15 protein-coding genes, 1 tRNA gene and 1 riboswitch are annotated in these 15175 nt (G+C 69.8%); of the genes, 5 read left to right on the top strand and 11 right to left on the bottom strand.

Annotation, left to right across the window (positions count from 1 at the left end):
• Positions 1-24: 24 nt before the first annotated feature.
• A complete protein-coding gene (locus AC5YDV_RS05595; RefSeq protein ID WP_496182349.1) occupies positions 25-1482 on the bottom strand; it encodes a glycine hydroxymethyltransferase in 1458 nt (485 codons plus the stop codon).
• Positions 1483-1631: 149 nt separating this feature from the next.
• Here AC5YDV_RS05595 and AC5YDV_RS05590 point away from each other — a divergent pair, with 149 nt between their 5' ends.
• Positions 1632-2864, top strand: a complete 1233-nt coding sequence (locus AC5YDV_RS05590) for a S49 family peptidase (protein ID WP_496182348.1) — start codon at positions 1632-1634, stop codon at positions 2862-2864.
• Positions 2865-2901: 37 nt separating this feature from the next.
• Here AC5YDV_RS05590 and rlmB read toward each other — a convergent pair whose 3' ends face one another.
• From rlmB to AC5YDV_RS05570, 4 genes are all read right to left on the bottom strand, one after another.
• Entirely contained in the window at positions 2902-3903 is a 1002-nt protein-coding gene (gene rlmB / locus AC5YDV_RS05585) for a 23S rRNA (guanosine(2251)-2'-O)-methyltransferase RlmB (RefSeq protein WP_496182347.1), read from the bottom strand.
• A 1-nt stretch (position 3904) separates the two neighbouring features.
• Positions 3905-5362 carry a cysteine--tRNA ligase gene (cysS, locus tag AC5YDV_RS05580; RefSeq protein WP_496182346.1) on the bottom strand — a complete coding sequence of 486 codons (1458 nt, stop codon included), beginning with the start codon at positions 5360-5362 and terminating at the stop codon, positions 3905-3907.
• Between the two features lie 65 nt (positions 5363-5427).
• Positions 5428-6807 carry a DUF4032 domain-containing protein gene (locus AC5YDV_RS05575; RefSeq protein ID WP_496182345.1) on the bottom strand — a complete coding sequence of 460 codons (1380 nt, stop codon included), beginning with the start codon at positions 6805-6807 and terminating at the stop codon, positions 5428-5430.
• A gap of 90 nt (positions 6808-6897) precedes the next feature.
• Positions 6898-7995, bottom strand: coding sequence for an ABC transporter ATP-binding protein (locus AC5YDV_RS05570; protein WP_496182344.1), 1098 nt, complete (start codon positions 7993-7995; stop codon positions 6898-6900).
• A gap of 187 nt (positions 7996-8182) precedes the next feature.
• Between AC5YDV_RS05570 and AC5YDV_RS05565 the strand changes: the two genes are divergently transcribed.
• Positions 8183-8926, top strand: coding sequence for a DedA family protein (locus AC5YDV_RS05565; protein ID WP_496182343.1), 744 nt, complete (start codon positions 8183-8185; stop codon positions 8924-8926).
• A gap of 25 nt (positions 8927-8951) precedes the next feature.
• Here the strand turns inward: AC5YDV_RS05565 and AC5YDV_RS05560 are convergent, their stop codons facing one another.
• Entirely contained in the window at positions 8952-9605 is a 654-nt protein-coding gene (locus tag AC5YDV_RS05560; RefSeq protein ID WP_496182342.1) for a class I SAM-dependent methyltransferase, read from the bottom strand.
• A gap of 1 nt (position 9606) precedes the next feature.
• Positions 9607-9679: transfer RNA gene (locus AC5YDV_RS05555), tRNA-Thr, on the bottom strand.
• A gap of 48 nt (positions 9680-9727) precedes the next feature.
• Positions 9728-9786: riboswitch (guanidine-III (ykkC-III) riboswitch) on the top strand.
• A 48-nt stretch (positions 9787-9834) separates the two neighbouring features.
• Here AC5YDV_RS05555 and AC5YDV_RS05550 point away from each other — a divergent pair.
• Positions 9835-10149 (top strand): DMT family transporter, encoded by a 315-nt coding sequence (locus AC5YDV_RS05550; protein ID WP_496182341.1) that lies wholly within the window; start codon positions 9835-9837, stop codon positions 10147-10149.
• 13 nt (positions 10150-10162) lie between these two features.
• The gene (locus AC5YDV_RS05545; protein WP_496182340.1) at positions 10163-10501 is read left to right on the top strand and encodes a DMT family transporter; all 339 of its coding nucleotides are present in this window, start codon (positions 10163-10165) and stop codon (positions 10499-10501) included.
• A 21-nt stretch (positions 10502-10522) separates the two neighbouring features.
• Here the strand turns inward: AC5YDV_RS05545 and AC5YDV_RS05540 are convergent, their stop codons facing one another.
• Together AC5YDV_RS05540 and manA are read right to left on the bottom strand one after the other, a co-directional pair.
• A complete protein-coding gene (locus AC5YDV_RS05540) occupies positions 10523-11665 on the bottom strand; it encodes a DUF808 domain-containing protein (RefSeq protein ID WP_496182339.1) in 1143 nt (380 codons plus the stop codon).
• A gap of 61 nt (positions 11666-11726) precedes the next feature.
• Positions 11727-12914 (bottom strand): mannose-6-phosphate isomerase, class I, encoded by a 1188-nt coding sequence (manA, locus tag AC5YDV_RS05535; protein ID WP_496182338.1) that lies wholly within the window; start codon positions 12912-12914, stop codon positions 11727-11729.
• Positions 12915-13065: 151 nt separating this feature from the next.
• Here manA and AC5YDV_RS05530 point away from each other — a divergent pair, with 151 nt between their 5' ends.
• A complete protein-coding gene (locus AC5YDV_RS05530) occupies positions 13066-13380 on the top strand; it encodes a DUF3263 domain-containing protein (protein WP_496182337.1) in 315 nt (104 codons plus the stop codon).
• Here the strand turns inward: AC5YDV_RS05530 and AC5YDV_RS05525 are convergent.
• Positions 13301-13861 carry a hypothetical protein gene (locus tag AC5YDV_RS05525; protein WP_496182336.1) on the bottom strand — a complete coding sequence of 187 codons (561 nt, stop codon included), beginning with the start codon at positions 13859-13861 and terminating at the stop codon, positions 13301-13303. The two genes, AC5YDV_RS05530 and AC5YDV_RS05525, sit on opposite strands and share 80 nt — an antisense overlap.
• A 14-nt stretch (positions 13862-13875) precedes the next feature.
• Complete coding sequence (locus tag AC5YDV_RS05520; protein WP_496182335.1) at positions 13876-14931, bottom strand: IS110 family RNA-guided transposase; 1056 nt, start codon at positions 14929-14931, stop codon at positions 13876-13878.
• Between the last annotated feature and the right edge of the window lie 244 nt (positions 14932-15175).

The raw sequence follows: 15175 nt of genomic DNA, 5'->3' as shown, positions 1-15175 counted from the left end.
CCCGGAAATGCAGGCGGGGGACGCTCAGAGGGTCAGACCCGGGTAGAGCGGGTTGGCGTCCAGCAACTCCGCGGCGGCGGCCTTGGTGCGCTCGGCGACACCGTCGGCGATCGTGTACTTCGCCTTGCCGGGCTGACCGGTGGACGCCGTGACCGGCGTCGTGTCCTTCAGGACGCCGACGATCAGCTCGGCGACCTTGTCGAAGTCGTCCGCGCCGAAGCCGCGCGAGGTGAGCGCGGGCGTCCCGATGCGGACGCCGGAGGTGTACCAGGCGCCGTTCGGGTCAAGCGGGATCGAGTTGCGATTCGTGACCACGCCGGAATCCAGCAGGGCCGACTCGGCCTGGCGCCCCGTGAGGCCGAAGGACGTGGCCACGTCCAGCAGGACGAGGTGGTTGTCGGTGCCGTCGGTGACGAGCTTCACGCCGCGCTTCATCAGGCCCTCGGCGAGGGTCTTGGCGTTGTCGGCGACGGCCTGTGCGTAGGCCTGGAAGTCCGGCGTCCGTGCCTCGGCGAAGGCGACCGCCTTGGCGGCCATCACGTGCGACAGCGGGCCGCCGAGCACCATGGGGCAGCCCTTGTCGACCGCATCGGAGAACTCCTTGGTCGCCAGCACGAAGCCACCGCGCGGGCCGCGCAGCGACTTGTGCGTGGTGGACGCCACGACGTCGGCATAGGGGACGGGATTCTCCTCGCCGGTGAAGACCTTGCCCGCGACCAGACCCGCGAAGTGGGCCATGTCCACGAACAGGACCGCGCCCACGGCGTCCGCGATCTCGCGCATCTTCGCGAAGTTCACCCGACGCGGGTAGGCGGAGTAGCCCGCCACGAGGATCAGGGGCTTGAACTCCTTGGCGTCGGCCAGCAGCTTGTCGTAGTCGATCAGGCCGGTCTCGGGATCGGTGCCGTAGCTGTGCTGTTCGAACATCTTGCCGGAGATGTTGTGGCGGAAGCCGTGCGTGAGGTGGCCGCCGGCGTCCAGGCTCATGCCCATGACGCGCTGGGCGTTGAACTCGCGCCGCAGCGCCTCCCAGTCGTCGTGGGACAGGTCGTTCACCGTCTTGGCGCCGAGGCGCTCCAGCGTGGGGGACTCGACCCGCTTGTTCAGGATCGCCCAGTAGGCCACCAAGTTCGCGTCGATGCCGGAGTGGGGCTGGACGTAGGCGTACTCGGCGCCGAACAGTTCGCGCGCGTGCTCGGCCGCGACGGTCTCGACGGTGTCGACGTTCTGGCACCCGGCGTAGAAGCGGTGGCCGATGGTGCCCTCGGCGTACTTGTCGCTGAGCCAGTTGCCCATCGTCAGCAGCGTGGCGAGGGAGGCGTAGTTCTCGGACGCGATCAACTTGAGCGAGGAGCGCTGGTCGGCGAGTTCAGAGCGGATCGCGCCGCTGATCCGCGGCTCGACCGTCTCGATGACGGACAGGGCCTGCTGGTAGGCGCTGGACGCAGTGGCGACAAGGTCGGACACGAGGGACTCCTTCATTGGACGTGTTGACCCTCAACATACTGGCCACTCGGCTCCTGCACCGACCGTCGTCTGGCCACGGGACGGTACGTCGGGCCGTCGGTCGGTGCCGACATCCGGCGGCCCGGCTAGCGTGGCACGTGCAACCCGTGACCACAGGAGTGACCATGAGCGAGAACACCCAGCACCCGCAGGCTCCCCAGCAGCTTCCCGGGGCACGCCAGGACCCCAGCGGGCAACCGGGGTGGCCCGCGTACCCGCCGCCCCACCCGCTCGCCCCGCAGCCCCAACCACGCCCCGCCCAGTTCCGCAGCGGCCTCGGCCTCGGTGCCGGCGTCGGACTGGGCTTCGGTGCGGTGATCGTGGTGCTGGCGATCCTCGGCAGCGTCCTGACGGGCGTGGTCCTGACCGGGTTCGCAACTGCCGCTGCCTCCGCGGCGGCCGGAGCCCGGACGGCCCCGGACCGGGTCGCCACCGTGTGGGGCCAGGACGCCGCGCCGAACACCATGCGGGCGATCCCCGTGCACGGGGCGATCCTCACACAGGCCTCGGCAGGCGTCGCGCTGGCGGGCGGCACCTTCGGGTACGAGGTCGCCGACGTGCTGGACCGGTTGGAGAAGGACGACGCCAGCGCCGTGGTGCTGATGATGGACACCCCCGGTGGCTCGGTGACCGGGTCCAAGGCCATCTCCGACGCCGTCGACCGCTACCGCGAACGCACCGGGAACAAGGTCTTCGCGTTCGTCGAGGGCATGTCGGCCTCGGGCGGGATGTACGCGATGGCCGGTGCCGACGAGGTCGTCGCCGACCATGGCTCCGTCACCGGCAGTGTGGGCGTCGTCATGGGTCCGTTGTACCGCTACCGCGACGTCACGGAGACCGGCAGCCTCCTCGAGGGCAGTGTCACCGCACGCGAGATCACCGCCGAGTACATCACCGCCGGGCGGGGCAAGGATGCCGGTCAACCGTTCCGCGACCTGACCCCCGAGGAGCGGGCCGAACTGCAGGCGATCATCGACAGCATGTACGCCGACTTCGTCGACCACGTCGCCACGAAGCGTGGCATCGACCGCGACCGGATCATCACCGAGTTCGGGGCGGGCATCTTCGCCAACCCCAAGGCCCAGGAGATCGGCTACATCGACGCCGAGATGGGCCGCGACGAGGCGATGAAGCACTTCGCGGAGGTCGCCGGCCTCGACCCGGCCCAGACCAAGGTCGTCCAGGCGATCGCCCCGAGCCTCCTCGACAGCCTGCTCGGCGTGGAGGCGCGTCCGCTCGGCGTGGCGCCGGCCGCCCAGCCCGTGGCGGGCACGCCCGCCCGCGCCACGGCCCCGATGTGCACCGACCCGTCGACCCCCCTCGCGTGGCACGGTCCCCTGGTGGGTGCCTGCGGCTGACCGCACGGGTCCCGGGGTCGGGGGCCCCACGGAAGGTTCAGTCGCGGGCGCGTGCCACCTCGTAGAGCGCGATGGCCGCCGCCACGGACGCATTGAGCGACTCGACGTCCGACGCGATGGGGATGGACGCCAGCACGTCGCAGTTCTTGCGGACGAGCTGGGCCAGGCCCTCGCCCTCGGAACCCACGACGAGCAGGACGGGACCGTCGACGCCGGGGATCTCGGCGATGTCGGTCTCGCCCTCGCCGGCGAGGCCCACCACGACGAAGCCGGCCTCGGCGTACTCCTGGAGCACCCGGTTGAGGTTGGTGGCCAGCGCGACGGGCACGCGGGCCGCGGCACCGGCCGAGGTCTTCCAGGATGCCGCGGTCATGTGGGCTGACCGCCGCTCCGGCACGATGACGCCCCGGGCGCCGAAGGCGGCCGCCGAGCGGATGATCGCCCCCAGGTTGCGCGGGTCGGTGATCGAGTCGCAGGCCACCATGATCGGCGCGTCCTCGTCGGCGAGCGCCTCCTCGAGCAGGTCGGTCGGGTGGGCGTACTCGTACTCGGGCATCTGCAGCGCGACGCCTTGGTGCACCGCCCCTTGGGTGAGCCGGTCGAGCTCGGAGCGCGACGCCTGCAGCAGCGTGATGCCCTTCTCGGCCGCGAGCCTCAGGATGTCGCTGATCCGGGAGTCCCGCTCCGTGCCCTCCATGAGGTACGCGCGGCGCACGGGGAGGTCGGCCTGCAGCGCCTCCAGCACCGGGTTGCGCCCGATGATCCAGTCGGCGCCGGGAGCCTTGCTCGCCGCCTGGCGGACGCGCTGCTCGCCGGGCGTCGAGCGACGTCCGCGCGCACGATCGCCGGAGATCGGCGACTCGCTCGGCTTCCGGGAGCGGTAATTCTTGTGGTAGGGACGGTCCTCGGCCTTCGGCGTGGGGCCCTTGCCCTCGAGCCCGCGGCGGACGCGGCCGCCCGAGCCCGCGGTGTTGCCGCTCGATCCGACTCCCTTGCCGCGCTTGCGGACAGCGCCCTTGCGCTGGCTGTTCCCGGGCATGTCAGCCCCTCTCCAGGGACCAACGGGCCCCATCCTTGGTGTCGGTGATGGTCAGGCCGGACGCCGCGAGCGTGTCGCGGATGGCGTCCGCGGTCGCCCAGTCCTTGGCCGCGCGGGCCTCGGCGCGCTGGTCGAGCAGGGTCTTCACGAGGGCGTCCACGACCGGGGTCAGGTCGTCGGACGCCGTGGCGTCCTCGGCCCACTCCGGGGCGAGGGGATCGAGCCCGAGCACGCCCAGCATGGGCCGCACCTGGGCGGACAGCGCCTGGACGGTGTGCAGGTCGCGGGCCTCGACAGCGGCGTTGCCCTCGCGCACGAGCGTGAAGAGGACGGCCAATGCCCCCGGCGTGCCGAGGTCGTCGTCCATCGCGGCGGCGAACTTCTGCCAGTGTTCCCCGCTGCCGTGGGAGAAGCCCCCGACCGATTCGCGCGGTGCCGCACCCGCGGCGTCCGCCGGCCGCCGGCCCACGAGGTCGTCGGCACGGGCGAGGAAGCCGTCGATGCGCGCCAACTGGGCGGCGGACTCGGCCAACGAGGCGTCCGACAGCTCGATCGCCGAGCGGTAGTGGGGCCCGGCCAGGAAGAGGCGCACCGCCCGTCCGCCGTACTGGGCCACGGCGGTCATCACGTCGGCGGTGTTGCCCAGCGACTTGGACATCTTCTCGCCGGCGAGGGTGACCCAGGCGTTGTGCATCCAGATGCGCGCGAAGCCGCGCCCGGCCGCCCGGCTCTGGGCCAGTTCGTTCTCGTGGTGCGGGAAGCGCAGGTCGAGGCCACCCCCGTGGATGTCGAAGGTGTCCCCCAGGTACTTGCCCGCCATGGCCGAGCACTCCAGGTGCCACCCCGGACGCCCGGGGCCCCACGGGGTCTGCCAGCACGCCGTCGAAGGCTCGCCGGGCTTGTTGGCCTTCCAGAGCGCGAAGTCGCGGGGGTCGCGCTTGCCCGCGGCCTGCTCCTCCTCCGACTCGAGTTCGTCGACCTTCATGCCGCTGAGCTCGCCGTAGGACGGCCAGCTCCGGACGTCGAAGTAGACGTCGCCCGGACCGGCCACGTAGGCGTGCCCGCGGTCGAGCAGCTCGCCGATCAGCTCGATCATCTCGGGGATGTGCCCGGTCGCCCGCGGCTCGTAGGTCGGGGACTTCACGCCGAGAGCCCGGTAGGCCGCGTGGAACTCGCCCTCGAAGTGGTAGGCGTGCGCCCACCAGGGGCGTCCGGCCTCGGCGGACTTGATGAGGATCTTGTCGTCGATGTCGGTGATGTTGGCCACGAACGTCACCTCGTACCCGGACGCCTCGAGCCACCGGCGCAGGACGTCGAAGTTGACCTCCTTGCGGATGTGGCCGAGATGCGGCGACGACTGCACGGTGGGTCCGCACGCGTAGATGGAGGCCTTCCCCTCGACGAGGGGGCGGAACTCGACCTTCGCGCGGCTCGCGGAGTCATACAGGTGCAGCGTCACCGCTCAAGGGTACCGAACCTGTGCTCGTCTGCCCGTGTGGCACCCCTGAGTCCGGCGTCGCCCGGCTACTCGGTTGCCCTCCGGCGCAGTGCCTCGATGTCCAGGAGCTCCGGCAACACCTCGGTACCGGGCTCGTGCGCCTCGGAGTCCCACGGGTCGTCCGGCATCGGCTCCTCGTCGATGTAGCCCTGCGAGGGGTCCAGGGGGTTGGCCAATTGGCGCTGGTCGCCGAGCGGGGTGAAGGACTCGTGGGAGATCACCTCGTCCGGCAGCACGCTCAGCACGTCACGGACGTAGCCGTGGACGGCCTCGGTGAGCGGGACGTCCCGGTTCTCACGCTGGCTCTGGTACCAGCGGTAGTCCAGCACCTCGTGGAAGATCTGCGCCGGCTCACGCTTGCCCGCCAACTCCGGCGGGATCGCGGTCACCACCGGCTCGAAGGAGCGGGTGAGCCACTGGTGGGCCAGCACCGATTCCTCGACGTTGCCCTGGTTGGTGCGCGCGCGGTAGGTGTCCAGGTCGTTCAGCAGGCGCCGGGCCTGGTTCTCCTCGGTGTCCAGCCCCGTCAGGCGCAGCAGGCGCCGTGAGTGGTGGCCGGCGTCCACGACCTTCGGCTGGATGCTGATGGTGTCACCCGTGGAGGAGGTGTGGATGTCCAACTCGGCCACGTCGAAGCCGAGTTGGTTGAGCCGGTGGACGCGGGACTCGATCCGGGCCAGCTCGCTCCCGGCGAACTTCTCGACGCCGGTGAGCTCCTTCCACAGGTCGGTGTAGCGGGTCTCGATCTGGCGGACCAGGGCGAGCGGGTCCAGCGACTCGTCCAGCATGTGACCGGCCTCGAGGTCGCTGAACTCGCCGAAGAGGTTGACCACGGCGATGTCGAGGTCGTGCAGTCGCTGGCCATCCGAGAGTCGGTTGTGCAGCTCGCCGGTCTCCGCATCGACCAGGTAGGCGGCGAACTCGCCGGCGTCCCGACGGAACAGGATGTTCGACAGGGAGACGTCCCCCCAGCCGAATCCGATCAGGTGCAGGCGAGCCAGCAGCACCACCATCGCGTCCAGCAGTCGCGACACGGTGTCCCTGCGGACGCCGCTGGAGAACAGCGAGCGGTACGGCAGGGAGAACTGCAGGTGCCGCGTCAGCAGGATCGAGTCCAAGGGCGAACCGTCGCTCGCGAAGCGATTGGTGACCACTCCCACGGGCTCGACGGCCGGGGTGTTGAGCCGGTGGAGGTCGGTGAGCATCCGGTACTCGTGCATCGCGGCCGCCTCGAGGGCCTCCTTGGCCGCGTAGACGTCCTCGCCCACCTGGATGAATCGCACGACGTGTCGCGAGATGCCGCGGGGCAACGCGACGAGGTGGTCGTGCGGCCACTCGGCCAGGGGCACGTGCCAGGGCAGGGGAAGGAGCCGGGCGTCAGGTTGCGCGGCCAGGAATCGAGGCACGAGGACATCCTCTCAGGAATGCCGGGGGAAGGAACACGACCGTGGCCCCCGCCCTTGGGGGCAGGGGCCACGGTGTCGGTTCGGTGGAACTCAGCTGAGCCGCTCGCCAGTCTTGTTGCTGAACACGTGCATGCGTGAGGGATCCGGCACGAGGCGGATGACGTCGCGCCGGTTCAGCGGGTGGCGGGACTGCAGACGGGCCACGACCTGGTTGGCGTTGAGCTTCTCGTCCGGGGTCAGGCCCGCGAGCGTGCCGTACAGGTACGAGTCGGCGCCCAGTTCCTCGACGACCGCGACATCGACGGGGATGCCTTGCTGGTCCTCCGAGGGGTTGAGGTGCTCGGGGCGGATGCCGAGGGTCAGGTCGGCCTCGCCGGGCGCCTTGGCCAGGATCTCGCGCGGGACGGGGACGACGTAGTCGCCGACCTGGACGCCGCCGTCGACGACCGTCCCTTCGATCAGGTTCATGGCGGGGGAGCCGATGAAGCCGGCGACGAAGAGGTTCTTCGGTGCGTCGTACAGGGCCAGCGGGCTGTCGACCTGCTGCAGGAGGCCGTCCTTGAGCACCGCCACGCGGTCACCCATGGTCATGGCCTCGATCTGGTCGTGGGTCACGTACACCGTCGTGACGTCGAGCCGCTTCTGCAGCGCGGCGATCTGGGTACGGGTCGACACGCGGAGCTTGGCGTCCAGGTTCGACAGCGGCTCATCCATGAGGAAGACCTGCGGCTGGCGGACGATGGCGCGACCCATGGCGACGCGCTGGCGCTGGCCGCCGGAGAGGGCCTTCGGCTTGCGGGCGAGGAACGGCTCCAGGCCCAGCAGCTTGGCGGCCTCCAGGACGCGCTTCTCGCGGTCGGCCTTGGGGACGTTCTGCATCTTGAGCGCGAAGCCCATGTTGTCCGCCACGGTCATGTGCGGGTACAGGGCGTAGTTCTGGAAGACCATCGCGATGTCGCGATCCTTGGGCGGCAGGTCGGTGACGTTGCGGTCGCCGATGTGGATGGAGCCCGCGTTCACCTCCTCCAGGCCGGCCAGCATGCGCAGCGAGGTCGACTTGCCGCAGCCGGAGGGGCCGACCAGCACCATGAACTCTCCGTCGCCGATGTCCAGGTTGAGCTTGTCGACGGCCGGGTGGTCAGAGCCGGGGTAGACGCGCGTGGCGTCCTTGAATGAGACGGTGGCCATGCCAGAAATCCTTTCCACGGGCAGGTACGTGCCCGACGATCCGTAGTGGAAACACGGACGCGTTGCTGCGTCCGTTTGCCCATTGAACCCTCAGGCGGGCCCGGAGGCAAGCTGGACCGCCAGAGGCGAGATGAAAGTGCAACGTTGCGTCGAGGCTCGCCTCCCGGGCTGCGGGTATCCTCGCCGCGTGACCGAGCAGCCCGCCCCCGACGCACAGGACGCCTCGGCGTCCTCCGCCGAGCCCGAGTGGTGGGACGACCCGGCCCTCCCGTGGCGCCACAAGCCCGGACGCTCGGACTTGATCGCCATGGGAGCCCTGTCGCTCGTGGCCGTCTATTCGTTGGTGATGCTGCCGCTGCGGCCGGTCATCCTCGGTCTGGCCCCGCACCTGCTGGGCTCGCTCGGCTACCGCACCGGCCTCGTGCTGGTGGGGGCACTCGCCGCGGTGGGCGACCAGTGGTGGCCTGTGGTGCTCGTGCTGGGCTCGCTCATGGCCATCAAGTTCGACTGGATCTACTGGTGGGCGGGCAAGCTGTGGGGCCGCAACATCATGGACGTGTGGGCGGCCAACAAGTCGGCGCGCACTCGTCGACGCTGGGACAGGATCTGGGACGGCGCACGCCGTTTCGAGACGCTCGCGATCTTCGTCACGTTCCTGCCGATCCCGCTGCCCGCCGGTGTGATCTACGCCGCTCTCGGTGCCGCCGGCACGAAGTTGTGGAAGTTCCTCACGGTGGCGTTCGCCAGCGCCGCGGTCACCACGGCGGGCTACATGGCCCTCGGGTACTGGATCGGCGAGCCCGCGGTCCAGGTCGTCGACACGTACGGCCGCTACCTCTGGTACCTCTCCATCGCCATCCTCGTGGGCATGCTGGCGGTCGTCTGGTGGCGGCAGCGCAAGGCGGGCGACGCCCTCGACCAGGGTCGCTGACGTCGGGCACGTCGCAGGACGCGACTCAGGCCCTGCCGAGAACCGCCACCAGGAACGTGGACTCCTCGGTGAACAACTGCAGGTCCCACGTCGAGAAGGCCTGCCGGAGCATGAGGCCGGACGTGACGCCGTCCTTCACGAACTCGCCGAAGTCATAGCCGCGTCCCGCGCCGAAACCGATCACCGCGCGTCCCTCGGGCTTGAGCCAGTTCGCGAAGGTCCGCAGCACGTCCAGACGTGTCTCGGGGTGGAGGAAGCCCATCACGTTGCCGGCCGAGAAGACCAGGTCGAACTCCTGGGGCGCATCCTCGGGCAGCACGACCTCGGCCAGGTCGCCCACGATGTAGCGGGGGCCCGGGAAGTCCTCCTCGGCGGCCGCGATGAGCACGGGGTCGAGGTCGACGCCCACCACGGTGTGCCCGGCTGCGTGCAGGTACCCGGCGTGACGACCCGGGCCGCACCCGGCGTCCAGGATCGTGGCGCCCCGGGGCGCCATGGCGTCGATGAGGCGGGCCTCGCCGACGAGGTCCGCGCCGTTCGCGGCCATCTGTCGGAAGCGCTCGACGTACCAGGCCGAATGGTGGGGATTGTTGGCCACCGCGTCCGCCCACTTGCTGCGCCGGGTGGCGCCCAACATCGCCGCGGTGGGCTCGCCGGCCTGCTCCTTGGTGGGTTCCATGAGCCTCCGACAGGATTCGAACCCGCGACCCTCCGCTTACAAGGCGGACGCTCTACCAGCTGAGCTACGGAGGCCTGGCCCCGCAGGGCCGGGGACCATTGTGCCCGAAGTTGCTAGGATCATGGGCGGCTCCAAGCCCCGGACGACGGTTCAGTACCCGGTGAAGACAAGACTGGCCAGCCGTGTCCGACGGACGCCGATGGCGTCAGAACCCTGTTGAGGAGCACCCATGGACTGGGCCATCCTGCTCGCCTCGGGCGTCCTGGAGGCCGTCTGGGCGAGCGCGCTCGGGGCGTCCCACGGGCTCCGGAAGCCCAAGCCCACCGTCGTGTTCCTGCTGGCGTCCATCGCGAGCCTGTACGGGCTGTCGTTCGCCATGGTGACCATTCCGGTGGGGACGGCCTACGCGGTCTGGACGGCCACCGGCGCCACGTTGACCGTGGCGTGGGCCATGCTGCGCGGCACCGAGCCGGCCACGCTCAAGCGGGTCCTCCTGCTGCTGGGGATCGTCGCCTGTGTCGTGGGCCTGAAGGTGGTGGGCTGAGGTGGCGTGGTCGGTGCTGTTGGTGAGTGCGGTCCTGGAGGCCGTCTGGGCCACGGCCCTGTCGATGTCGAACGGCTTGACCGAGCCGGTGGCCACCGTGGTGTTCCTCGTGGCGACCACGCTGTCGGTCGTGGGCCTCGGGTGGGCGATGAAGTCCATCCCGACGGGAACGGCCTACGCGACCTGGACCGGGATCGGAGCGGTCCTCACCGTCAGTTGGGCGGCCATCACCGGCGCGGAGCCGATGTCGCCGGTGAAGGCCGTGCTCCTGGTCGGGATCATCGGATGCGTGGCCGCACTCAAGGCGGACCCCATCCCGCCGAAGCATGACGGGACCCCCGGGGGAGCGTGAACCCCGGCGGCCTTGGTTGGACTAGGAGCGACGCCCCTTGGAGTGCTCGGCCTGTACGTGCTTCTTCTCGGCGCGGCGGGCCTCGGCCTGACGCTTGGCGAGCTCGCCCGCGGAGTTGCCCTGGTTGGAGCCCCATTGGGGGACGCCGAAGATCTCCGGAGCCGGATTGCGTGCGGTCTCGAGGTCGGAGCGGACGACCGCTGCTCCGGCCGGGATCTCATCAGGGGCGGCGCCCTTCTTGCGTGGAACGATGTGCATGAGCGCAACGATAACCGCACCCACGGCGAGGCCTGCCAAGAAGGAGAAGAAGGTGTTGGTCACCCAGCCGGTGAGGCCGCCCAGCGCTCCGGTGGCGGCGGCCACGGCCACCTCGGCGTCGTGGACGAAACCGTAGGGCGCGTGCCAGCCGAGGTCGTCGACACCCACCAGCAGGATGTGGCCGCCGACCCACAGCATGGCGATGGTGCCGACCACGGAGAGCACCCCCAGCACCTTGGGCATGCCCTTCACCAGCCCGTTGCCGAGACCTGGGGCGCGGCCGGACTCCACGAGGTGGAGGCCGATGTCGTCCATCTTGACGATGAGGGCGACCGCCCCGTAGACGGCCACGGTCAGGAGGATCGCCACGACGACCAGGATGATCGCCCGGTTGATGAGGCCCTCATCGGCGACCTCGTTGAGCGAGATGACCATGATCTCGGCCGACAGGATGAAGTCCGTGCGGATCGCGCCGGCCGTCATCGCCTTCTCCTGCTCCGCGCCGCTGAGGACGACGGGCTCCTTCTCGGCAGGGTCGGCCTTGGAGTGGCCGGTGACCTTCTCCCAGATCTTCTCCGCTCCCTCGTACGAGAGGTAGAGGCCGCCCAGCATGAGGAGAGGCGTCAGGATCCACGGCACGAACTGGCTCAACAGGAGGATGGCCGGGAGGATGAAGAGGAGCTTGTTGCGTAGGGACCCCAACGCGATGTTCTTGATCATGGGGAGCTCGCGCGCCGGGCTCATCCCGGTCACGTAGCGAGGCGTCACGGCAGCGTCGTCCACGACGACCCCCGCCGCCTTGACGCTGGCGCGCCCGGCCGCTCCGGCCACGTCATCGACCGATGCGGCGGCGAGTTTCGCCATCGCCGCGATGTCGTCCAGCAGTGCCGCCAAGCCGCCACTCATGTGTTCGCCCTTCTCGGGATGGGGTGCGAGCCCCTCGGGTGAGGGGCCGGTGTGAGCCGGTTCAGCCTAGACCAGGGGCGGCCAGGAAGACCTGACCCGATCCAGTCGCGGTGATCGCCGGGCTGCCGGCCGGGATGAACACCGACTCCCCGGTGCCCAGCGGGAGCGTTCGTTGCTCGCTGGTGAACGTCACGGACCCGCGGGTGACGAGCGCGATCCTGGCGCCCTCGGGCTCGGGGACGGCGACCGGGACGTCCGGGGCGACCTCGAGGCGCCACACGTCGAATTCGTGGCAGTGCGTGGGGTAGTCCCACACTCCGGGTTCGGCCTCCCTGCCGGACATGACCTCGGGGTCGCCCCAGCTGAAGTCCACCACCCGCACCAATTCGTCGACCGAGACGTGCTTGGCGGTGAGCCCACCGCGCAGGACGTTGTCGCTGCTCGCCATCACCTCGATGCCGGTGCCCCTCAGGTGCGCGTGCATGACCCCGGCGGGGGTGTAGAGGCCCTGACCGGGTGAGAGGTGGACGCGGTTCATCAGCAGCGCCGCGAGGATGCCCGGGTCGCGGGGGAACGTGTCGTCGAGTTCGAGCGCAGTGCGGGCGAACTCACCCAGTTCCCCCGGGGCGCTGCGGTGCGTCATCGCCGAAGCCAGGACTGCGTCCACCGCGTCCTCCTGGCGCTCCTTCATCGAGAGCACCTTCAGGAACAGCTCCTGCAGGCCGGCTTCGCCACTGCGGGCCCTCAGCGGGGCCACCAGGCGCTCGACGAGCGGCCCGGCGTCCAGTGCCTGGAACAGCGCGATGGTGATCGCGGGATCGCGGAAGCCGCACAGGGCGTGGAACTCGGTGAGGGCGACGAGGATCTCGGGCTTGGGCCAGTTGTCCTTGTAGATGCGCTCGGGGGCGGTGAGCGGGATCCCGGCCGCCTCCTCGGCGGCGTAGCCCTCCTCGGCCTGGGCGCGCGAGGGGTGCGCCTGCAGCGACAGCGGGTGGCGGGCCGACAAGACCTTCATCAGGAAGGGGAGTTGCGGACCGAACTCCGCCACGCTCGTGGCGCCGAGGAGTTCAGGGCGCTGGGCCAGGGCCTGGTCGAGGGTGGCGTCCGCCAGCGCAGACGGTGCGAGGGGGTGGGCGCCGAGCCACAGTTCCGCCACGGGACGGCCGTCGGGCTGTGTACCGAGCAGCTCATGAATGGTGTCGAACGTGCCCCACGGGTAGTGGATCAGCGTGCCCCGCAGGTGCTCCATGCCGCCCGGTTCCTCCTCATGCTCGTGGCCCACGTGGACCGGTGGCGCCCCTCCCATTCTTCTCTGTGACGCGGACCCGGGCAAGATTCGGGGACCCGGTTGCCCGGCCAGCGAATGACACCGTTGTGATTCGTGGCGTAGCATCAAGAACATGTCCGAGGCACTGGTCGAAACCGTAACAGGTCCCACCGAGTCCGGCCTCATCGAGTCCGGCCTCTCCGAGTTCGAGGCCGATCTGCTCGACTTCGAGGCGACCGGCTTCAAGGCGCCCGAGGGCAAGGACGCCGCCATTCTGGCCCGTTTCGGCCTGTCCGTTCCGCGCTACTACCAGGAGATCAACGCGCTGATCGACCGCCCCGAGGCGCTGGCCCACGCCCCCCTGCTCGTCAAGCGTCTCCGTCGCCAGCGCGACCAGCGCCAGCAGAACCGCTCGGCTCGTCACCTCCCGTTCTCCTCGACCGTCTGAACGCACGCCAGGGGCGTCCGAGCGCGGAGAGTCCGGGTTCGCCCCGGAACGTCCACACCGCTCCTCGTGGCCGGCCTGTCAGGGCGTCCGCATACCCGCCCGCGACCAGGCCGGCGTGGCGCTCCAAGGGGTTCAGCCAGGCGGGATTCCCCGTCCGTGCCCATGACCAGGCGGCGCCAAGGAGGTAGGCGGGCAGGAACCACACCCCGCCCACGGCGTACTGGCCGGCGTGCCGCTGCTCGTGGTCCAGCACGCCAGGCGTCCGTTGCTCCAGCAGCGCCATCGTGCCCGAGGTGACCACGACGTCCCCGATCGTGAAGGCACCCGCGTCCGGGAAGCGGAACCGGTAGCCCTCGGCCAGGAACAGGCCGGAGGGGGACCGCCGCAGGCGGGAGCCCCCGAGCCCGGCGACCACCAACCCGACGGGCGTGGTGAGGTTGAGCCAGTTGGCCGCGTGGCGGAGGAGGTCGGCGCGGCGCATGCGTTTCTCCTATGTCAAGCGGCTGCCGGGATGCAGGTCCCGAGGGTCGCTTCGTGGTCGGTCTTCAGGGTGTTGTAGACGATGCGGGCGAGGCGTCGTTTGAGGCAGCGCAGGGCTTCGGGGGTGGACATGCCCTCGGCCTTCTTCCGTTCGTAGTACACCTTCCCGAGGCCGCCTGCCAGCCGGATCTGGGTGAGGGCGATCCGATGGATCGCCACGTTCAGCTGCCGGTTGCCGGACCTGGTCAACCGGACCCGTCCTTCGGTCCGGCCAGACCACACCGGGATCGGTGCGATCCCGGCATGCCGGGCGAACTTGGCCTCGGTCGCGAACCGCGTGACACCTGCTGTCTCGCCGACCAGCTTGGCCGCGGTCAACACCCCGCAGCCAGGCATGGCCACCAACGAAGGGGCCACCCTGACCACCGAGGCGGCAATCCTGCGCTCCAGCTCGTTGACCCGACGCGTGAGCGCAACGACGTCGTCGAGCTCCGCCAAGGCCAACTCGGCCACGATCCCCGGCAAACCCACCAGCCACCCACGCAAGGCCTGTTGGGTGGCCTGACGGTCAAGCGACCGGGGCGCCGGCACACGCTCGGGGTCGAGTTCATGGATCCGCCACAACAAGCTGTTGATGATCCTGGTCCTGGTCGACACCAACGATTCCCGGTAGTCAACCAGCAGTTTCAACTCCCGTGACCCCTCATCGTGCGACGCAACCGGCAGATCGGGTTCCCGCAAGAACGCCCGCGCCACCGCCAACGCGTCGATCGGATCAGACTTCCCCCGCGTCCGTGCGACCCGACGCTGCTCGGCCATCATCTTCGGCGGCACCCGCACCACCTTCTGCCCGACCGTGAGCAGGTCACGTTCCAAGCGGGCCGACAGGTGCCGGCAGTCCTCGATGGCCCACACCAACTCGGCCCCGAACTCGCCGGTGGCCCAGGCCCACGCCTTCGCGTGCCCCTCGCTGGTCGCTTTCACCGTGAACTGGCCCAGCTTGCGGCCGACCTCGTCGACCGCAACGAACGTGTGGGCCTGCTTGTGAACATCCACACCAACGACAACCATGGTGGTTGCCTCCTTTCACCTGATCAGTGGAGGACGGTCGGAACCGGTCGGCGGACACATCTCAGTGGGGGCGATGCCACGCTCCTATCAAGTCACGCCGGCCGGTTCCTTCCCACCAGCCGACGGCAAAACGCATGGACGCCACATCCCCACAAAAAGGACTCCCGGCACGAAGCCTAAGAACCAGCCGACTGATGGTCAGGATCCAACCACCGCAACCGCGGTACCACCACCCTGACACTGA

It is taken from the genome of Propioniciclava sp. LT432, from assembly GCF_059515965.1.
Note: the sequence above shows the minus strand (reverse complement) of the source record. Positions and strands in the feature narration are given on the sequence as shown.